Here is a 20,531-nt window from a genome sequence, read left to right as displayed (position 1 = left end):
GAGCTCCCCTCCGTTTATCGCTTCTGCTTCGGATCGAGCGCGTCCCGCAAGCCGTCTCCGAAGATGTTGATGGACATGACTGTGACGAAAATGGCCAATCCTGGCGGGATCCAGAGCCAAGGCCGCTTCTCGAAATCGATGATCGAATTCGCGGCATCGATCATATTGCCCCATGTCGGGGTGGGCGGCATGACGCCAAGGCCGAAGTAGCTGAGCACCGATTCGCTCAGAATGGCCCCGCCCGTGCTAAGCGTCGCTACGACGATCAGCAGGGGGAACAGGTTCGGCAGCAGATGGTGGAACAGCTTGCGGCGGTCGTTCAGGCCGAGCGCTTCCGCTGCTTGCATGAAGTCCCTTTCCCGCAGGCTGAGCAGCTCTCCGCGCACGAGGCGGGCGAGCCCCGGCCAACCGACGAGGCTGAGCATTAGCATGACGATGTAGAGCCGGTACCCGGTCGGCACCTTCCATTCGGACAGAATGGCCCCGATAATGAACAGCAGCGGCAAGCCGGGAATGGTCATCAGGAGATCCGCGGTTCGCATAATCAGTTGATCGGCCACGCCGCGGTAATAGCCCGCTATCGCGCCGAGGACGGTGCCGATGAGGACCGACAGCACCATGGAGGCCAGCCCGACTGTCAATGAGATGCGTCCGGCCTGCAGCAGGCGGGTGAGCACATCGCGGCCCAGATGATCGGTCCCGAGCCAGTGCGCTGCGCTGGGCGCCTGATTCATGACGGCCAGATTCACTTTGCCTGCCGCATAGGGCGAGAAGAGGGGCCCGATGAAGCAGGCCGCGAACATGAAGGCAATGACCGCCAACCCGCTTAGCGCCAGCTTGTTGCGCTGCAGCCGCTGGAGCGACTGCCTCCAGAGTGAGGGCCTCGCCGCTGGCTGGGCAACGGAACGCCGGCGCGATAATTTTCCTGTCATCGATAAATTGGTCATGATCGATTCCTCCTTCCTACAGCCGAACGCGCGGATCGGCGACACGATACAGCAGGTCGGACAGCAACGTGCCGATCACGGTCAGGATCGCGATCAGCATCGTGAATCCCATGAGCAAGGGATAGTCCCGCATGGTGAACGACTGCATGTATAACTGCCCGATACCCGGCCAGTTGAAGATTTTTTCCAATATCAGCGAACCGCCGAACAGCCCCGGCAGCTCGAAACCGATGAGCGTAATGGCGGGCAGCATCGCATTCCGCAAGGCGTGGCGGTACAGAATCGCCCGCTCCCTCATTCCTTTGGCCCGCGCGGTGCGCACGTAGTCCTGCTTCATCGATTCCAGCATATGGGTCCGGAAATATCGGGTCAGCCCGCCGGTCCCCAGCAGCGTCATCACCATGACGGGCAGAAACATATGGTGCGCGACCTCCGCAATATAAGCGAGCCCGTTCGCATTGCTTCCGGTCGTAATCATGCCTCCCGGAGGAAGCAGCTTGGCATCGACCGCCAGCAGCTTGATGAGGAACAGCCCGATGAAGAACACCGGCACGGACATCGCGGCGAAGATGCCGAGCGTCACGATCCGATCGAACCAGGAATATTGCTTATAGGCGCTGAGGACGCCAATAATAACGGCGATGAACCAGGTCAGGAACGTAGAAGCGGCCGCGAGCAGGAAGGAGTTCCAAATATATTGGCTGAACAAGGTCGTGATCGGCTGCTGGTGCTGGAGGGAGTAACCAAAATTTCCTTTCAGCACGTTGCCCATCCAGATCAGATAACGTTCGATAACCGGCTTGTTCAGACCGTACATTTCTTTCAATTCCAGCTTGCGGGCTTGGGTCAGATTCATATCGTTATCGACGAAATCGCCCGGCGTCAGCGCATACAGCGCAAAAATAAGGACGGATGCGCCCAGCAGCGTAAGCAGCATATACAGCGTTCTTCTCAGCAAATACGTGCCCAATTGATGCGCCTCCTTTGAGTAAAGATGAACCCCGCCCGCCTGCTTCGGCGCGCTCCCATGGCCACAGGCGGGAGGAAGTGCTATTCGATCCGGATCGACGGCAGACTCGTGGCGATCCCCCGGTACGGATTCGGCTCAAGTCCCTGAATCCGGGCGTTATAGGCGTAGAGCAGCTTCGAATAGCTGTAAAAGATGTACGGCGGATCCTCGTTCAGCTCCTGATACAGCTTTTTGTAGATTTCCTTCCGCTTCTCGGTGTCCAATGTTCCCAGCCCTTCCTGAATGAGCTTGTCGACGGCTGGATTGGAGTAGCCTTCCGCCTCCTCCGTGGCGAAATGGGCCACGCCGTATGCCGGATCAATGATCATCGGCGTCGAGAAGCTGGCGAGATCGTAATCTCCGCCCTCAACCTTGGCCCGCAGCGCGTTGAAGTCGGCGAACTGCTCCGGCTCGAATTGGATGCCGATCGCTTCATAATTTTCTTTGGCGATGGCAATGAAGGCATCGCTGTTTTTGCTCTTGGAGGACAGATAGCGGATGACCAGCTTTTGCCCGTCTTTTTCCCGGATGCCTTGCGCCCCGGCTTTCCAGCCCGCTTCCTCCAGCAGCTGCTTCGCTTTGTCCGGATCATAGTCGTACGGGTTGATGCCCTCCTCCGTATAGGCCCAGGAGGTAGGAGAGACAGGCACATTGGCGACTTGAGCGGAGCCCTGCGACACGCCCTCGACGATCGTCTTGCGATCCAGTCCATAGATGAGCGCTTGGCGAACCTTTTTATCCTGCAAATAAGCCTTGTGGTGATTGAACGCGATATAGCCGTAAGCGCTGGAGGTATTCAATTGCAGATTGACGAAGCCTAGCCGCTGCAGCTTCTCCAGATTATCTTGTGTCGCCGCGAAGGAAGCGAAGTCCTGTTCACCCGTCTCCAGGAACTGGAACGTGTCGCCCTCGGTCGTCTTATAAATGAACCGTTCGACCTGCGGCTTCCCGGCAAAATAGTACTCGTTCGCGATAAACCGGATTTCCTGCCCCGGCAGATGCTTCTCCAGCTTGTAGGGACCTGCGCCCACCGGCTTCGCGTGCAGCCCGCGAATATAGTCGAGGTGGCCAGGCGCGTAGTCTTTGCCATAGTAAGCCTTCGACAGCACCATCCCGCCAAGGGTCAGCAGAGCGGTCGCGTTCACCTGCTCCGTCGTAATCTCGATCGTCAGCGGATCGATGACCCGGATGCCTTCGATCTTCTCAGTCTTGCCCTCCTTGTAGGCCTGCCCGCCTTTGATATGAGTCTGGAAAATGTCCGTGCCCCCGTCATAGGCCTTGTCATGCAGAATGGTCAGCGTAAAGGCGACATCGTCCGCGGTCAGCGGCGAACCGTCGCTGAACTTCAAGCCTTTGCGCAGCTTGTAGGTATACGTAAGCTGGTCGGAAGATATCTCCCACTTCTCTGCCAGCAGCGGAATAGGGAGTCCCGTTTTGTCGACGGTGACCAGCGGAGCGAACAGGACGGACGCGACATTGCCGTCATAGCCGCTCTGGTGGAAATGCGGCGTGAACGCCCCGCTTGGCTCGATCAGGCCGGCGACAAAGGTACCGCTTCGCTTCTTGGCGGCTTCCGGCAGCTTGCTGATATCTGAAGCAGGAATGAGATCAGTCCCCAAATGTACAACGCTCGTGCTGACGTCAGCGGCGGCAGACTCCTGGCCGGAAGCGGCAGAGGGCTGGTCTCCGCAGCCGGCGGCCAAGCCTCCGAGCAGGGACAGCAGGACGAGCGTGCGGATCAATTTGGCCATGAATGAATTACCTCCTGGACGATGAGATGGAAAATCATTGAAATGTAAGCCAAATTTTAATTAATCCGATCGGATAAGTCAACATTAAAAGTTGATTTCATTTTGGGGAAAAGAAGCAAAGGCCCAAAAGGGAGCAGAGAAGCCGCAAACGCAAAAAACGGCGTCTGTCATAAGGACAGGCACCGTCAGCCATGCGACAAAGGCGCGGCATGCCATCTCGCGTTGGCGCTCAATTTAGCGTACCGCTGCACTGCTGCATAGATTGCTGTGATAGAAGAACGCGGATTCCCGGAAGTTAAAGAGACTGCGCCTACTCGTCCCGGAGCGCACGCAGCGCGTCACCCAGCTTCCCGTAACGGAAGGCGAACCCGGCGTTCAAGGCGGCGGCGGGATAGACGCGTTGTCCTTCCAATATCAGCATCGACATCTCGCCGAGCGCCAGCTTGATCGCCCAGGCGGGCGCAGGGAACCAGTGGGGACGGCGATAGACGGCTCCCAGCTTCCGGCCGAATTCATCGTTCGTCACCGCCTCCGGGGCGCTGGCATTGACGGGACCGGACAGGGCAGGTTCCTGCACGGCATAATCGATCAGCCGCACCATATCATCGATATGAATCCAGGAGAAGGGCTGACGGCCGCTGCCGACTCTGCCGCCGAAGCCGAGCTTGTAGGGCAATCTCATGAGAGGAAAGACGCCGCCGTCATTGGAGAGCACGGGAGCGATGCGGAGCTTGACGCGGCGTTCGGCGGGAATCGCGTCAGCCGCGGCCTCCCATTGCCGGATGACATCCGACAAAAAATCCTGTCCCGCAAGCGGGCTTTTTTCGTCAAAGACCTCGGTCTCGGACGAACCGTATCCCGAGCTGCCGGAGGCATTGATGAGCAAGGGGAGCTTGCGCGGCTGCTGCTCCGCCCATTCCGCGAGCCTGCGGGCAGGCACGATGCGCGAAGCGACGATCCGGTTCTTCGCCGTCACCGTCCACCGCTGGCTGATCGTCTCGCCGGCCAGATTGACCACCACGTCGGCGCCGCGGCAGCTTGGGGGATGATTCTCCAGCTCGGACCAACTGACGACATGCACATGCGGGTGCGTCTTCTTCGCCCGCAGCTTCGTGCCGGAGCGCGACAAAATAATAACCTCGTGTCCTTGCTCCAGCCATGCTCTGTACAGCGCTTTCCCGATTAGTCCGGTCCCGCCGCTAATCATGATTTTCAATCCAATCCCCCCTCGAACGCTGCCCTGCCAGCGGACGGCTATTTGTTCAACAGATGCCGGTATGGACTGTAGTCGATGTTGTTTTTGTCCAGGTAGCGGACAAGGCTGCGGTAATCCCGCTTGGGCGTCGCCATGATATAACCCTTGATGCAGTGCTCGCGGGTTACTTCCGCGGCGCCGCTCTCAATGGCGACCTCACCGATCTTGGCGGCGATGGAGTGGCGCGCGATATCGCGGAACGGCTTCGGAACCGGGGCTACCAGCATGTCCAGGAATGCCTTCGTATCCTCGGTCCACATCTCCCGGCTTCGCTCCACCCAGTAATTTTGCCAGTCGAGCTTGGACATGCCGTCGCTCTTCGGCAGCACTTTGAGAAACTTGCGGAACATGAAAAACCCGCCGATCGCCATCAGCCCAAGAAGAACGAAAGTCCAAAACGCGATCGAATTCATGAACCACTTGTTAGGCCCCTCGGCCATGAATGGTAAATAGAAGAAGGAACGCACTCCATTTCACCTCACCGGATGATCAAAATTCGCTTTTTGCGCGTATTTTTCCGAAGCTTTATACCGAAATCGGCCTTATATGAACATAAATGATAAGCTATAGAAATTATACCGCATTCCTAGATTTATTTCGATAATCCTTGTAGAATAAGGGAAATGATTTGAGAGGAGAGAACGTATGCTGAAGATTGGTTCTCATGTATCCTTTTCCGAAAAAGGGCTGTTGACCGCGACGAAGGAAGCGATAAGCTATGGCTCCAGCTCGTTCATGATATATACCGGAGCGCCTCAGAATACGCGGCGCAAACCGATTGACAAGCTGTTCATCGAGGAAGGCAAGGAGCTGATGAACAAGCACGGCATCGACGAGATCGTGGTGCACGCGCCTTATATTATCAACCTTGGATCGTACAAGCCGGCGACGTTCGAATTGGCCGTGTCGTTCCTGCAGGATGAGATTCACCGCACGGATTGCATCGGCGTCAATAATATCGTGCTTCATCCGGGAGCCTACACGGACAAGGATGCCGAATACGGGATCAACCGCATTGCGGAAGGCTTGAATGAAGTGTTGCGGAACACGAAGGAGACGAATGTGAACATCGCGCTGGAGACGATGGCGGGCAAAGGCACCGAGGTCGGCCGGAGCTTCGAGGAGATCGCGGCGATTATCGACAAGGTCGAGGACAACGGCCGCCTGACCGTGTGTCTGGACACCTGCCACATTCATGACGCCGGCTACGATATCGTCAACGATCTGGACGGCGTGCTGGAGGAGTTCGACCGCGTGATCGGCCTCGGCCGCATCGCCGTCGTTCATATCAATGACAGCAAAAATCCGACCGGAGCGGCCAAGGACCGCCATGCGCCTATCGGAGCGGGCTATCTCGGCTTTGACGCGATCCGCAATGTCGTGCAGCATGAAGCGCTGCTCGGCAGGCCGTTCATTCTGGAGACGCCGTGGATCGGCAAAGATTCGAAGCAGCAGCGCCCAATGTACGAGGCGGAGATCGCGCTCCTGCGCGGCGACGCCAAGGAACGCTTCGGCGAGGAGTTCTGGGAGGACGTCGAGCGGATGCGCCACTTCTTCGAGAAGCAGGATGTTCACTGCCGCGACTTCGTGCTCGAGACGTGGAATGTGCTCAAAAACGACGCCAAGGCGAAGAAAGCCGACCCGCGCGAGCCGATGGAGCGGCTGTACGATATGATCGTGGATGCGGAGCTGCTGCCGGATCGGACGGAGGAAGAGATTAATCAGCGCATTACCGCATGGTATACGGGACAAGCCGCGGAATAGCCTGCGGGCCCCGCGGGCCGCGATGGCCGAGAGCTGGTGGCCCGGGCTAAAAGCGGATAATAGAGAGAACGATAGACCAATATTGGATCAGTGGAGGACATAGGCTCATGAAGCACCAGCATACGATGGTTCACGCCCGCGAGCAGGCCGGCGAGAACACGCGGAACCGCGCGCGCATGCTTATCTCCTGCCCGGATCGGGCCGGCATCGTCGCGGCGGTATCGCGCTTCCTGTACGAGCATGAAGCGAATATCGTTCAATCGGACCAATATACATTGGATCCGGAAGGCGGCATGTTTTTCATGCGGATCGAGTTCGACATGGCCGGATTGGAGCAGCGGCTGCCGCAGATGGAGGAGGATTTCCGCGTCATCGCGCAAGAATTCAAGATGGAGTGGCGCTTTTCGCGGGTGAGTCAGAAGAAGCGGTTGGCGATTTTTGTATCGAAGGAGGATCACTGCCTCGTTGAACTGCTCTGGCAGTGGCAGGCCGGCGATCTGGACGCCGACATTGCGATGGTCGTAAGCAATCATCCGGATATGCGGGACTACGTTGAGTCCTTCGGCATTCCGTACGTGCATATTCCGGTCACCCCGGACAATAAGCCGGAAGCGGCGCGCCGGCAGCTGGAAGCGGTCGAAGGGAAGGCGGACCTTATTATATTGGCCCGCTACATGCAGATCATCGCTCCGGAGTTCATCGAACGGTATCCGAACCGGATCATCAATATACACCACTCCTTCCTGCCGGCTTTTATCGGAGGCAAGCCTTATCAGCAGGCCTACGTCCGCGGCGTCAAGCTGATCGGCGCGACGGCGCACTATGTGACGGAGGAACTGGACGGCGGACCGATTATCGAGCAGGACGTGGAGCGGGTCACGCATCGCGCCGATGTGGACGAGCTGAAACGGATGGGACGCACGATAGAGCGCGTCGTCCTTGCGCGGGCCGTTCATTGGCATATCGAAGACCGGATTCTGGTGCACCAGAACAAGACGGTCGTATTCAATTAATAAGGCGGTTCAAATCGGGGAAAACCGGACTTTTTGAGCATCGCTGAAATGTAATAGTCAACGGCAACGCCCTTCGCTACAGAAGGGCGTTGCCGCGTTTGATGCCGGCCTGCTCCGCGGAACCGCGCATGCCGAGCCGGGATTCTAACCATAATAGAATCGGTGTCCGACCTTTTATGGCAATGATTTCAATCCGGATCCAGGCGGGTTTTTGCCATGTAAAAAGTGGCGTCGAAGGAATAGTAATGGTACAATAAATCAAATGCATAAAAGGACAAGTCGAGCGAGGGCGGGCGAATGGCCTTGCCCCTCGTTCGCTTGGACAGAGAAGGATATGAGGAGGAAATCAGCAATGACTGTCAACCAAGCGCAATTGGACACGCTCTCTGTAGCGGCCATCCGAACTTTGGCTATCGATGCGATCGAAAAAGCGAAGTCGGGACATCCGGGAATGCCGATGGGGGCTGCACCGATGGGTTACCATCTGTTCGCGAAAGAGATGACGCATAACCCGGCCAATCCGACATGGATTAACCGTGACCGCTTCGTATTGTCCGCGGGCCACGGATCGATGCTGCTCTACGGCTTGCTTCATCTGAGCGGCTATGATCTTCCGATGGATGAAATCAAGCAGTTCCGCCAATGGGGCAGCAAGACGCCGGGTCATCCTGAGTTCGGCCATACAGCAGGGGTAGACGCGACGACCGGTCCGCTGGGCCAAGGCATCGCCATGGCTGTCGGCATGGCAATGGCCGAGGCGCAAATGGGAGCCACTTACAACCGTGACGGTTATTCAGTCATTGATCATCATACCTTCGTCATCTGCGGCGACGGGGACATGATGGAAGGCGTGGCAAGCGAGGCGGCATCTCTGGCCGGCCACTTGAAGTTGGGCAAATTAATCGTGTTGTACGATTCCAATAATATTACGCTGGACGGAGAAGCGGACTTGTCCTTCAGCGAGAATGTGCGCCAGCGCTATGAAGCGTACGGCTGGCAGACCCTGCTGGTCGAGGACGGCAACGATCTCGACGCGCTCGCGCGCGCGGTGGAGCAGGCGAAGCAGGTGTCGGATAAGCCGACGCTCATCGAAGTGAAAACGGTGATCGGCTACGGCAGCCCGAACAAGCAAGGCAAGGGCGGTCATGGCGGCACCCACGGTTCCCCGCTCGGGCCGGAGGAAGCGAAGCTGACGAAGCAGTTCTACCAATGGGAGCATGAAGATTTCTTCGTGCCGGAAGAAGTATACAAGCATTTCGAAGAGAATGTGAAAAAGAAGGGGATCCAGGCGAACGAAGCCTGGGATCGGATGTTCCAGCAGTATAAGCAGGCGTATCCGGAATTGGCCGCTCAGTTCGAGACTGCGGTGAAGGGCGAGCTTCCCGGAAATTGGGATGCGAATCTTCCGGCCTACACGGCAGAGGACAAGCCGGTATCGACACGCGTCGCTTCCGGGAACGCGCTGAACGGCTTGGCGGGCAATGTGCCGAATCTGATGGGCGGATCGGCGGATCTGGAGAGCTCCACGATGACGCACCTCAAAGGCCTGCCGGTCTACCGTCCGGGCCAATATGACGGCCGCAACATTTACTTCGGCGTCCGCGAGTTCGCGATGGCGGCAGCGATGAACGGCATGGCGCTGCACGGCGGCGTGAAGGTATACGGCGGCACCTTCTTCGTGTTCACGGATTACCTCCGGCCGGCGGTGCGGCTGTCTGCCTTGATGCAGCTTCCGGTCACATACGTGCTGACGCATGACAGCATCGCGGTCGGCGAAGACGGACCTACGCATGAGCCGATCGAACAGTTGGCTTCCGTCCGCATCATTCCGGGCTTGACGGTGATCCGTCCGGCTGACGGCAACGAGACATCGGCTGCGTGGGCGTATGCGATGGAGAACCGTTCGAATCCGGTCGTGCTCGTCCTGACGCGCCAGAACCTGCCGATTCTGGAGACGTCGGCGGAACGCGCGCGCGAAGGCGTGGCCCGCGGCGCGTATGTCGCCAGCGAGGCGGCGAACGGGCAACCGCAGGCGCAGATTATCGCGACGGGATCCGAGGTGCAGCTCGCTGTACGGGCACAGCAAGCGCTGGCTGAAGAAGGCATCCACGTTCGCGTCATCAGCATGCCGAGCTGGGACTTGTTCGACAAGCAGCCGCAGGAATACAAGGATTCCGTCCTGCTGCCGAATGTCAAAGCCCGCCTGGCGGTGGAAATGGCTCATCCATTCGGATGGGAACGCTATGTCGGCGATCAAGGCGACATCTTGGGCATCTCGACGTTCGGCGCATCCGCGCCTGGCGACCGTGTCATGGCCGAATACGGCTTCACGGTAGAGAATGTCGTCAGCCGCGTGAAGGCATTGCTCTAAGAGCAAGCCCTCCGGGAATAAACATAGATCGGGATCCGGCCCCACTGGCCGGATTGCAATAGTTTACGGGCCGCTGGCGGACGGATTTGAGCATTAGACTCAGTCCCTTGCCAGCGGTCTTTCTTGCAGACAGAAAGGTGGATTTACGTTGGAACAAAAGCAAAGCCAATATGTGATGGGGCTGCTGGCAGCCGGGCTTTCTTATCTGATCTGGGGATTCCTGCCGCTGTACTGGAAGGCGGTGGGCACGGTGCCCGCCGGAGAGGTGCTGTCGCATCGCATCGTGTGGTCGCTCGTGTTCATGCTTCTTCTTCTGCTCCTGCTGGGGAAATGGAAGCTTGTCGCGGCGGAAATCAAAGCGGTCTGCCGCAACAAAAAGCAGGCCGCCGGCGTCATCATCGCCTCCGTGCTCATCAGCATCAATTGGCTCGTCTATATTTTTGCGGTCGAAAGCAATCATGTCGTCGAGGCAAGTCTGGGCTATTACATCAACCCGCTGTTCAATGTATTTCTGGCGACGTTCTTCCTGAAGGAGCGTTTGAGCAAGGCTGAATGGCTGTCGGTGGCCATTGCGGCGGCCGGCGTGCTGTGGCTGACGGTGCATTTCGGCACCTTCCCTTGGGCGGCTCTGACGTTGGCGGCGACCTTCGGCTTGTACGGGCTAATCAAAAAGAAGATTCCGGTTGGCGCCTGGACGGGGCTTACCTTGGAAACCTTGATCATGGCGCCGTGTGCTCTTATCTTCTTGTTCTTTTTCAATTCAGGGGCGGTTCCGCTGGCGGAAGAGCAGTTATCGACCGTGCTGCTGTTAATGGGCGCCGGCGTGGTGACGGCGGTTCCGCTGCTTTTATTCGCGGCCGGAACGAAGCGGATCTCGTTTACGCTGGTCGGCTTTCTTCAATATATCGCGCCGACGATCATGCTGCTCCTGGGATTGTTCGTGTTCCATGAACCGTTTGACGCATCGCAGTTGTTCGCGTTCGCCTTAATCTGGGTCGCGCTCGTTCTTTTTTCGTGGTCCCGGTCCAGAGGCATGCTCGCGCGAAGAACAAGCGAGACCAAGCTTCATGACGCACGCAAGCTGCAGGCTTAGGCAAGCTCCTGCCCGGGGATAGGAACCGGCAAGCGGATGAGCGGCTGCCGGGTCTATCCCGGGGAGGAAGCTGCGAAGGGAGTGCGGCGCAGATGCGCCCACTCCCTTTGTCATGTTCCGCGTTTATTTGTCTTTCCCGATCGGATGCCCAATCCACTGCTCGTACATTTTGACGACGGCGCACAGATCCTCTTCGCCATAGCCGGCCGTCTGCCCCATCTGGAACAGGCTCTTGGCCGCATCCAGCATCGGGGAAGGGGACTGCATATCTTCGGTCAGCCGGGATGCGAGCTTCAGATCCTTCAGCATCAGCTTCAAGGAGAATTGATTGTCGAAGTTGCCTTCGATAATTTTCTCTCCCTTCAGTTCGGCCGCCTTGCTGCCGGCGCTGCCGTTGCGCACCACTTCGAGAAATCCCGCCGGGTCGACGCCCGCGCGCGCCACCATTGAGAAGCCTTCGGCGAGCGCCGCATTATTGATGCCGACGATAGCGTTATGCGCCAGCTTCGTAATGGATCCGCTTCCATTCGGCCCCATATGGACGATTCGGCTTCCCATCGCTTCGAATGCCGGCATCGCCTTGTGGAGCGCCTCCTGCGCCCCGCCGACCATGAACACGAGCGTGCCCTCGATCGCGGCCGGCTTGCTCCCCGTCACCGGAGCGTCGAGGAAAGCTCCCCCGCGAGCTTCCACATCCGCGGCTACCCGCTTGACCAGAGAAGGCGAGATGGTGCTCGAATCAACGACGACCATGCCTTCGCGCAAGCTGTCAAGCAGGCCCTGCTCGCCATAATAGACCGCTTCAATCGAATGGTCGTCGCTTACCATCGTCAATACGATATCCTGATCGAGGGCCGCTTCCCGCGGCGATTGCGCTGCACGGGCGCCCATCGCTACCAGCTCGTCCGCTTTGCCGGCGGAACGGTTGTATACCGTCACCTCGAAGCCTTGGCGAATCAGATTGGCGGCCATCGGCGCTCCCATCGTTCCTAAACCCAATACGGCTACTTTCATTCGCATCGTCACCTCTCACGTTGTCTTGTCCTTCGACTCAATTGTAACATAGAAAAGCAACCTTCTTGTCCGCGCCCGTTTCTGTATGTTGCCGCCCGTTTCATGGTATAATAGTAATTAATTTTATCATGTAAACATTTTCATTTCCTGGCGTTCCCTTGTGTTTCAAGGAGAAATCCAGTATCCTAGGACTATATTGATTTTCACGGGTTAAAGTGGCAAAGTCAACCAATACTCGAGGAGGGTGTACGATGACCAAAAAAGTGCACTTTGATTACAGCAAGGCGTTGACGTTCGTAAGTCAGCATGAAATTGATTACTTCAAAGAACCCATTCGCCTGGCGCATGAGCAGCTACATAATAAAAGCGGATCCGGTTCGGATTACCTGGGCTGGATCGATCTCCCTTCCCAATATGACAAGGGCGAATTCGCACGCATCAAGGAAGCGGCGGCCCGGATTCAATCCAACTCCGACGTGCTGATCGTCATCGGCATCGGGGGCTCTTACCTGGGAGCGCGGGCAGCCATCGAGATGCTGGGGCATTCCTTCTACAACATGCTGCCGAAGGACAAGCGCAAGACGCCGGAGATTTATTTTGCGGGGAACAACATCAGCTCGACGTATATCGCCCATCTCATGGAACTGATCGAGGGCAAGGATTTCTCCGTCAATGTCATCTCCAAATCCGGCACCACGACCGAGCCGGCGATTGCGTTCCGCATTTTCCGCGAAGCGCTGGAGAAAAAATACGGCAAGGAAGAAGCGAAGAAGCGCATCTTTGCGACGACGGATCGCGAGAAGGGCGCGCTGAAGAAGCTGGCGACCGAGGAAGGCTACGAGACGTTCGTCATTCCGGACGACGTGGGCGGAAGATACTCGGTGTTGACGGCGGTAGGCTTGCTTCCAATCGCGGTGGCCGGCATCAATATCGACGAGATGATGCAAGGGGCGCAAGCCGCGGCGGAAGCGTACAGCAATCCCGATGTGGCGCAGAACGAGAGCTATCAGTATGCGGCCGTCCGCAACGCGCTGTACCGCAAAGGCAAGGCGATCGAGATTCTCGTGAACTATGAGCCGTCTCTGCACTATGTATCGGAATGGTGGAAGCAGTTGTACGGAGAGAGCGAAGGCAAGGACAATAAAGGCATCTACCCGGCGGCTGTCGACTTCTCCACTGATCTTCACTCGATGGGCCAGTTCATTCAAGAAGGAACGCGCAACCTGTTCGAGACGATTATTCAAGTGGCGGAAGTGCCGCATCAGGTGACGATTCAGGAAGATCCGGACGATCTGGACGGGCTGAACTTCCTGGCCGGCAAGACGATGGACTTCGTCAACAAGAAAGCATTCGAAGGAACGATGCTCGCCCATACGGATGGCAATGTGCCGAATCTGATTGTCACGATTCCGGACATGACCCCTTACTCCTTCGGCTATTTGGTATACTTCTTTGAAAAGGCGTGCGGCATCAGCGGCTACCTGCTTGGCGTCAATCCTTTCGATCAGCCGGGCGTGGAAGCCTATAAGAAAAATATGTTCGCCTTGCTGGGCAAACCAGGCTACGAGGCAGAGAAGGCTGAACTGGAGGCGAGACTGTCCCGCTAATCGGGGCGGCCGCCCATACATCGAAGATAAGCGATAAGCCGGGAAGCAGTTCTCCGTACGGGAGAACTGCTTTCTTGGCACTCATGGAAGAGGGTGTTTGACAGGGGCGGCTACCAGGCCTTGTTGAACATGCATGGAGAGGTGATACCCCTGTTAGAGCGTTACAAGACGGTTCGTCAATTCGGGAGCAAGGAGATCGTCATCAAAAAGTCCCGCTTTATCGGTTATGGCCGCCCGGTCGAAACCGAGGAAGAGGCAATTGCATTTATAGAGGAAATTAAGCGTAAACATTGGAATGCCACGCACAATTGCTCGGCCTATATGATAGGCGAGCGCGACGAGATTCAGAAGGCGTCCGATGACGGCGAACCCAGCGGAACGGCCGGCAAGCCGATTCTGGAAGTCATTCGCAACCAAGGCCTGAAAAATACGGCGATTGTCGTTACCCGGTATTTCGGCGGAATTCTGCTCGGAGCCGGGGGGCTCATCCGGGCTTACACCGATGGGGCCGTCGCCGCTATCGAAGCGGCGGAGGCCATTGAGAAAGTGCTGCATCAAGAAGTGTTCGTTGACATCGATTACACCTGGCTAGGCAAGTTGGAAAATGAATTGCGCAATAGAGAGACAAGGATGGGAGAGACGCAATTTACCGACAAGGTGACCTTGACGTGCTTGCCTGTAGCGTCGGAAGCCGACCGGTTTGTCGCATGGATTACGGATCTCACGCAAGGGCAGGCCGTGATCCGGAAGGGAGATCCTGCTTATTACATTGAAGGGGAATAAGGAGAACAACCGCTATGCCGAGAAAAGCAGTGGATCAAGAATTGTCGCGAGAGCGAATCTTGGAAGTGGCGCGCCACTTGTTCGTAACCAAAGGGTACCGGGCTATCTCCATGCGAAGCATCGGCCAGCATCTGGGGTACAGCCACGGCTCGCTTTACTATCATTTCAAAGATAAAGCCGAACTGTTCTATGCGCTTGTCCGGGAAGATTTCAATCGGCTCGAACGGCTGTTCGAACGTGTTCTCAACCAGGCTCCTTCCGAAGGATTTTCCAAGATGGAGCAAGTCATGCTGGAGTTCGTCCGGTTCGGTCTGGATCATCCCCACCATTACGAGATTATGTTCATGACGCGAGATGAGGAATTGCTCGCCTATGCGCGGACAGAGCAGGGCCGCTGCCTGGAGCTGTTCTCGACGATCGTCCGGCAGTCCATGGCAGGCAACGGGCATTCGGAGCAAGAGCGTCATAATATTCCGCTTAGTTTATTTTTGGCAATGCACGGGTTCATCTCTTTCTATATTCAAGATCAAGTCACCTATGAAGAGATCCAGCCGGCTGCCCTGGCCCATATTCGTTTTTTGTACCGAAGGGTATTGGGCGCGGCGCAATCGGCGTAGTTCGTGCCTTTCCCCGGATATATCCTGCTCGTCCGCCAGTCAGGGCGGCCCGTCATCTTGCCGCGGCTGCCCTGTTGTGATCTTCCCCCGCCAGCGCGTGCTGTTCATTTTTTCAAGAAACACGTTATACACGGCTTTCCATGCCGCTCATTCCCCTTCGAATTCTGCTGTCATCGTCTCCGATTCTGTCTTCGCCACCGGGTCACTCTCCCGCCTGTCCTTTCTCCGCCGCCGCATACGCCCAGATTATCGCTCTCCGCAAAAATCCTCGAACTGGGTAATCACCTATCATAAGCATTTCGAATAAGTTGCATAAGAATCAGTTAGGTATTGACGTTTTGTTCTAGTTTTTGGTATTGTAATCACAATAAACACCGAGTAAACAAGTAGGATTAATGTTATATCTGTTGCAGATAGGAGGAGTCTGGGGTGAATGGTGTTCTGCGGCACAAAGGCGCAATCTGGGGTTTCCGCTCGACATTGCTGCTATATGTTGGTTTGCTCATTGTGCTGCCGATCGGCGGAATCTATGCGCACTCGTTCAGCGGAGGCTGGCAGGCATTCCGGGAGAGCATCGCCGAGCCGCTTGCTTGGCATGCCGTTGCATTGACGTTCCGTCTGGCGCTGATCGCGACCGCCATCAATATAATCATCGGCACGATGACAGCCTGGGTGCTTCATCGGTACCGGTTCGCCGGAAGAGCCTGGCTGAACAGCCTCGTTGACCTCCCGTTCGCGCTGCCGACCGCAGTGGGCGGGCTGATGATTCTGCTCCTGCTCGGGCCCGGGAGCCTGGCGGGCCGGGCGGCCGAAGCCGTCGGCTGGCGCCTTGTGCTTGCCGAGCCGGCGATCGTCGCCTCGATGGTCTTTGTCACCTTCCCGTTCGTCATCCGGGCGGTGCAGCCGCTGCTCGAAGAGGCGGATCGCTCCGAGGAGGAAGCGTCCTACACGCTCGGCGCGTCACGGCTGCGGACCTTCCTCCGCGTACTGCTGCCGCAGATGCTTCCGGGCATCGTCAGCGGCGCGATGCTCGCCTTCTCCCGGGCGATGGCCGAATTCGGGGCCGTCGTTCTCGTCGCGGGCAATATCCCGGGCAAGACGCTCGTTGCGTCGGTGTATATTTTCGGGGAGATCGAGAGCGACAATCCTCAAGGAGCCGCCGTCGTATCAGTGCTGCTGCTCACGATCTCGTTCCTGATTCTCTGGCTGGCCGGCATGCTGCAGTCGCGGAGGGTATCGCCATGACAGATCAATCCGCATCCCTCTCCGTAGCTTCCCGGCAATCGAGACCGGGGCGGTCTTCCCGAACCCGCGTCATCTTCATCGGGATGACGTATGCCGTTTTTGTGCTTCTGCTGCTGGCTCCCTTGGCTCAGATCGGAGCCGAAGCGTTCCGCGGGGGGTTCTCCTCCTTCGCTGCCTCCCTCACCCGGCCGGAGGCGCTGCACGCGCTGGGCATGACCGGAGCCGTCGTCATCGTCGTGACGATACTCAACACGATATTCGGCGTCCTGTTCGCCCTGCTGCTCGTTCGCGGGCGCTGGCTGGGCAAGCGGGCCCGGCGGCTGTTGAACAGCATCGTCGATCTTCCGTTCGCCGTATCGCCGGTCATCGGCGGCTTCATGATTGTGCTGCTACTCGGGCCGAACACTGTGCTCGGCGCCCTGTTCTCCGGGTTGGGCATGCCTGTCGTCTATGCTTTCCCCGGCATGGTGCTTGCGACCTTGTTCGTGACGTTCCCGATGATGGTCAGGGAAGTGGCTCCCGTGCTGCAGGAGCTCGGCACGCAGCAGGAAGAGGCGGCTTCGACGCTGGGGGCGTACGATTGGACGATTTTCTGGAAGGTCACTTGGCCGTCCATCCAGTGGGCGGTCACGTACGGGATCGTGCTTACGATCGCCCGTTCGCTCGGCGAATTCGGGGCCGTCCTGGTCGTGTCCGGCAATATCATGAACAAGACCCAGACGGCGACAACGCTCGTCTATCAGGACGTGGAGAATTTCAATATCGGTTCGGCCGGCAGCCTCGCGCTGGTGTTGGCATGCGTATCGGTCGTACTGCTTTTGCTTATGGAATGGGCGAAAAAGCATAAAAGGCACAAAGGAGTCGATTGACATGCATATCGAGGTTCGCCAGTTAAATAAATGGTTCGGGGCCTATCACGCCGTGCGGGATGTTAGCTTCTCCGTCGAAGCGGGCCAACTCATCGGCCTGCTCGGGCCAAGCGGCGGCGGGAAGACATCGGTGCTGCGGATGCTGGCCGGGCTGGAACATCCGGACCAAGGCGAGATCTTGTTCCGGGGCACCGTCGTCAATGATGTGCCGCCACAGCAGAGGGGCATCGGCTTCGTGTTCCAGAACTATGCGCTGTTCAAGCATATGAATGTCTATGACAACATTGCCTTCGGGCTGCATATTCAGAAATGGCCGAAGCCGCGGATTCGCGAACGCGTAGCCGAGCTCTTGGACCTGACCGGATTGTCCGGCGTGGAACGGAGGTATCCGCATCAGTTGTCCGGCGGGCAGCGGCAGCGGGTGGCGTTCGCCCGGGCGCTGGCTCCGGAGCCGCAGCTGCTGCTCCTCGACGAGCCGTTCGCGGCCATTGACGCGAAGATTCGCCAGGAGCTGCGAAGCTGGCTGCGGGAGCTGATCGAGCGCGTCGGCATCACCTCGATCTTCGTGACGCATGATCAGGATGAGGCGATCGAGGTGGCGGACGAGATTATGATCATCAACCAGGGACGCGTCGAGCAGAAAGGAACGCCATGGGAAATTTATAAAATGCCAGATACGCCTTTTGTCGCGGAATTCATTGGGGAATCGACCATTTTGAACGATATTTATGCCTTGAAAGGATTTGAGATGCTGAATGTCGGGGAAGAGTTAAGAGCCCTCATCCGGCCGGAATATATCGAGGTCGGCCGGGAAGGCGAGGTCGGGCTGGCTGCCGCGAGCGAGTCCGGACGGGTCAAAGCGGTCCATTTCCGGGGCAGCGAATGGATGGTGGAGGTCCAGGTTGGCGATCTGATCCTGAAAACATACCGTTCCCTCGAAAGGCCGCAGCTTCAGGCAGGCGAGCAGGTCCAGGTTCTTATCCATCGCGTCTATATGTTCGAGGGAGACGAGAGCTGGGTGGTCGAGAACCGGTTGAAGGCCGAGCCGATGCCTGTTCATATTACGGGCTGAACGAAGGAGGGGCAGGATGGACAGGGACCAATCACGCGGGCTATCCGGTTTTATTGCGACAGTTATCATCTTTATTCTCTTGTTCGGCTGCAGTCCAGGCGTTCGGGATGCCTCTCTGCAGGAGGGGAGGCAGGACCAGACGACGACCGCCGTATCTGCCCCTCAGCCGACCCCGTCCGCGAAGGCATTCGTCCCTTCTTCGCCAGAGGCGTCCGGTCAAGACAGCGTAACGCTTGTCATTGGCGCCTATTCCGTCGTGAGGGACGTGATGCAGCGGATACTGCCTGAATTCGCGGCCGATTGGAAGGCGAATACCGGGCAGCAGGTCGTCTTCCAGGAATCCTATGAAGCTTCGGGGACGCAAGCGCGCTCGATTGCCGGCGGCCTGGAAGCCGACGTCGCTCTCTTCTCGATGGAGGGCGATGTCGATAAGCTCGTACAGGCCGGACTGGTGCCGGCCGATTGGCAAGCGCGGGACGCTTATGGAGGAATGGTCACCGGCTCCATCGTCGTGCTGGGAACGCGGCAAGGGAACCCGCATCGGATTCGCGACTGGAACGATCTGACCAAGCCGGGCGTTCAAGTCCTCTACCCGAACCCGAAGACATCGGGCGGGGCCCAATGGGATATTAACGCGATCTACGGAGCCGGCCTTCTGGAAGCGGAGGAGCGGGGAGAGGATGGCCCGCGCCGGGCGAAGGAACTGCTGATGAGCGTTCACCGGAATGTCATCTCAATGGACAAAAGCGGCCGGGCGTCGATGGCCGCCTTCGAATACGGCGTAGGCGATGTCATCGTCACCTACGAGAACGAAATTCTGTCCCGCATGCAGGCGGGCGTCCCGTACGAGCTGGTTCGGCCGGAGCGGACGATTCGCATCGACAACCCTGTCGTCGTCGTCGAGCGCTATGCAGAAAAGCATGGCACGACAGACCTCGCCCAAGCGCTCGTTGACTACTTGCGGGAGCCGAAGGCCCAGCGTCTGTTGGCGGAGGCCGGGTTCCGTCCAGTCGCTCCGACCGTGCGATCGGAGACAGCGGACCGCTATCCCGAGCCGGCGGGATTATTCGGCATCGAAGACATGGGCGGCTGGAAGCATGTCCGCGAGACCTTGTACAGCAAGCGGGGCATCTGGTACGAGGTGCTGGCGGGGATAGAGTAGAGCCGGCCCAATATAGAGAACGAGAATGAAATGGCGCACGGCGGCGATGCCTGCGCATTTTCTTTTGCGCTGGAGAGGCGGAAGGCCTATGAGTCCGGATGACTCTGGTGTGGGTATGATGGTGAGGCTGTTGGTGCTTATCGTATCGATGCGGGAACGAAAGCGCCCGTGTCGTTGCGTGTGGTGGAGATATACCTTTCTCGGGCCTTATGAGCATTCTCCCTTCGGCTCAGAAAGCGATCGGCGAGGGCGGCCGGACGTTGCCGCGCATGCTGTTCACGAACAAAACTTATACGTTCACGTCCGTCCACTTCCTCCAGAAACGAAAGGCGCCTGGCCGTTTTGCTGATAGACAGAGACTCATCGAGACAGACGGTATCCGGAAAGCATGGATAGATAAGGGAACGCTCCTTGATGGTTTTTGCTTGAAGCCGTCTGTCAAGGACTTAGCGCCACACATGTAGTATGATATACTCAGAATCAGGATAAAGATGTAATTGACAAAATCGCATTTATTCCGTGTGATGCCCAAAATCTCATTCCGTGGCAAGTGCGAATGTGAAGTGCACATGAAATCCCTGGGGGATTCGCACCAAGTTTATTTAAAAATAATCCAAATTAGTTATTTTAAGGTATTTTTTTCGAGACTGTTTCTGGTTAAATATCTCATTTTGTTCCGGAATAGTGGTAATTAACTGATTAATTTGTCATGTTTTATGTTATTTTTCGCTGTCGCATCCTACGCGGATGCGTGGATTGAAATGTATCCTCGGCATACATACTTCGCGTGGTATCCGGTCGCATCCTACGCGGATGCGTGGATTGAAATCCATTTTCTTTGCCGTGGGATGTTAAACGGGCATTGTCGCATCCTACGCGGATGCGTGGATTGAAATTTTATCGCGGGCATGCTGCCTATCATGAGCTTTTGTCGCATCCTACGCGGATGCGTGGATTGA

Annotated in this window: 17 protein-coding genes and 1 CRISPR repeat array (1 of these 18 running past the window's edge); of the genes, 11 read left to right on the top strand and 6 right to left on the bottom strand. The window is 57.3% G+C overall.

Features of this window, described 5'->3' with window-relative positions:
- Positions 1 to 14: 14 nt before the first annotated feature.
- The 5 genes from opp4C to L6439_RS22320 all read right to left on the bottom strand — a co-directional run bounded on the left by opp4C (position 15) and on the right by L6439_RS22320 (position 5,402).
- A complete protein-coding gene (gene opp4C, locus L6439_RS22340) occupies positions 15 to 932 on the bottom strand; it encodes an oligopeptide ABC transporter permease (protein ID WP_237096949.1) in 918 nt (305 codons plus the stop codon).
- Between the two features lie 31 nt (positions 933 to 963).
- A complete protein-coding gene (locus tag L6439_RS22335) occupies positions 964 to 1,917 on the bottom strand; it encodes an ABC transporter permease (RefSeq protein ID WP_168178330.1) in 954 nt (317 codons plus the stop codon).
- A gap of 80 nt (positions 1,918 to 1,997) precedes the next feature.
- A complete protein-coding gene (locus L6439_RS22330) occupies positions 1,998 to 3,707 on the bottom strand; it encodes an ABC transporter substrate-binding protein (RefSeq protein WP_213470830.1) in 1,710 nt (569 codons plus the stop codon).
- 310 nt (positions 3,708 to 4,017) lie between these two features.
- Positions 4,018 to 4,923 carry a TIGR01777 family oxidoreductase gene (locus L6439_RS22325; RefSeq protein ID WP_213470828.1) on the bottom strand — a complete coding sequence of 302 codons (906 nt, stop codon included), beginning with the start codon at positions 4,921 to 4,923 and terminating at the stop codon, positions 4,018 to 4,020.
- Positions 4,924 to 4,961: 38 nt separating this feature from the next.
- Positions 4,962 to 5,402, bottom strand: a complete 441-nt coding sequence (locus tag L6439_RS22320; protein WP_168178370.1) for a DUF2621 domain-containing protein — start codon at positions 5,400 to 5,402, stop codon at positions 4,962 to 4,964.
- A 205-nt stretch (positions 5,403 to 5,607) separates the two neighbouring features.
- On the opposite strand from L6439_RS22320, the gene L6439_RS22315 reads away from it, so the two are divergent.
- From L6439_RS22315 to rarD, 4 genes are all read left to right on the top strand, one after another.
- The gene (locus tag L6439_RS22315) at positions 5,608 to 6,726 is read left to right on the top strand and encodes a deoxyribonuclease IV (RefSeq protein ID WP_168178329.1); all 1,119 of its coding nucleotides are present in this window, start codon (positions 5,608 to 5,610) and stop codon (positions 6,724 to 6,726) included.
- 107 nt (positions 6,727 to 6,833) lie between these two features.
- On the top strand, positions 6,834 to 7,739 hold the full coding sequence (gene purU, locus L6439_RS22310; protein WP_168178328.1) for a formyltetrahydrofolate deformylase: 906 nt from the start codon (positions 6,834 to 6,836) through the stop codon (positions 7,737 to 7,739).
- A gap of 352 nt (positions 7,740 to 8,091) precedes the next feature.
- Positions 8,092 to 10,110, top strand: a complete 2,019-nt coding sequence (gene tkt, locus L6439_RS22305; protein ID WP_213470826.1) for a transketolase — start codon at positions 8,092 to 8,094, stop codon at positions 10,108 to 10,110.
- Between the two features lie 148 nt (positions 10,111 to 10,258).
- Positions 10,259 to 11,203 (top strand): EamA family transporter RarD, encoded by a 945-nt coding sequence (rarD, locus tag L6439_RS22300; protein WP_168178326.1) that lies wholly within the window; start codon positions 10,259 to 10,261, stop codon positions 11,201 to 11,203.
- Between the two features lie 123 nt (positions 11,204 to 11,326).
- On the opposite strand, the gene L6439_RS22295 is transcribed toward rarD, so the two are convergent.
- Positions 11,327 to 12,217 (bottom strand): NAD(P)-dependent oxidoreductase, encoded by an 891-nt coding sequence (locus tag L6439_RS22295; RefSeq protein WP_213470824.1) that lies wholly within the window; start codon positions 12,215 to 12,217, stop codon positions 11,327 to 11,329.
- A 251-nt stretch (positions 12,218 to 12,468) separates the two neighbouring features.
- Here L6439_RS22295 and L6439_RS22290 point away from each other — a divergent pair, with 251 nt between their 5' ends.
- From L6439_RS22290 to L6439_RS22260, 7 genes are all read left to right on the top strand, one after another.
- The gene (locus L6439_RS22290) at positions 12,469 to 13,824 is read left to right on the top strand and encodes a glucose-6-phosphate isomerase (protein WP_213470822.1); all 1,356 of its coding nucleotides are present in this window, start codon (positions 12,469 to 12,471) and stop codon (positions 13,822 to 13,824) included.
- 150 nt (positions 13,825 to 13,974) lie between these two features.
- Positions 13,975 to 14,607 (top strand): YigZ family protein, encoded by a 633-nt coding sequence (locus tag L6439_RS22285; protein ID WP_168178369.1) that lies wholly within the window; start codon positions 13,975 to 13,977, stop codon positions 14,605 to 14,607.
- Between the two features lie 14 nt (positions 14,608 to 14,621).
- The gene (locus L6439_RS22280) at positions 14,622 to 15,224 is read left to right on the top strand and encodes a TetR/AcrR family transcriptional regulator (protein ID WP_213470820.1); all 603 of its coding nucleotides are present in this window, start codon (positions 14,622 to 14,624) and stop codon (positions 15,222 to 15,224) included.
- A 429-nt stretch (positions 15,225 to 15,653) separates the two neighbouring features.
- On the top strand, positions 15,654 to 16,469 hold the full coding sequence (cysT, locus tag L6439_RS22275) for a sulfate ABC transporter permease subunit CysT (protein ID WP_168178322.1): 816 nt from the start codon (positions 15,654 to 15,656) through the stop codon (positions 16,467 to 16,469).
- 83 nt (positions 16,470 to 16,552) lie between these two features.
- Positions 16,553 to 17,338: a sulfate ABC transporter permease subunit gene (locus L6439_RS22270; RefSeq protein ID WP_168178368.1), complete on the top strand. Its 786-nt coding sequence runs from the start codon at positions 16,553 to 16,555 to the stop codon at positions 17,336 to 17,338.
- Between the two features lies 1 nt (position 17,339).
- On the top strand, positions 17,340 to 18,410 hold the full coding sequence (locus L6439_RS22265) for a sulfate/molybdate ABC transporter ATP-binding protein (RefSeq protein ID WP_168178321.1): 1,071 nt from the start codon (positions 17,340 to 17,342) through the stop codon (positions 18,408 to 18,410).
- Positions 18,411 to 18,426: 16 nt separating this feature from the next.
- Positions 18,427 to 19,572 carry a sulfate ABC transporter substrate-binding protein gene (locus L6439_RS22260; protein WP_168178320.1) on the top strand — a complete coding sequence of 382 codons (1,146 nt, stop codon included), beginning with the start codon at positions 18,427 to 18,429 and terminating at the stop codon, positions 19,570 to 19,572.
- Positions 19,573 to 20,303: 731 nt separating this feature from the next.
- A CRISPR array of direct repeats spans positions 20,304 to 20,531; the repeat unit is 32 nt; unit sequence GTCGCATCCTACGCGGATGCGTGGATTGAAAT; it runs 1,327 nt beyond the window's last position.

The sequence above is a fragment of the Paenibacillus dendritiformis genome, assembly GCF_021654795.1.
In the GTDB taxonomy this organism is placed as follows: domain Bacteria; phylum Bacillota; class Bacilli; order Paenibacillales; family Paenibacillaceae; genus Paenibacillus_B.
Note: the sequence above shows the minus strand (reverse complement) of the source record. Positions and strands in the feature narration are given on the sequence as shown.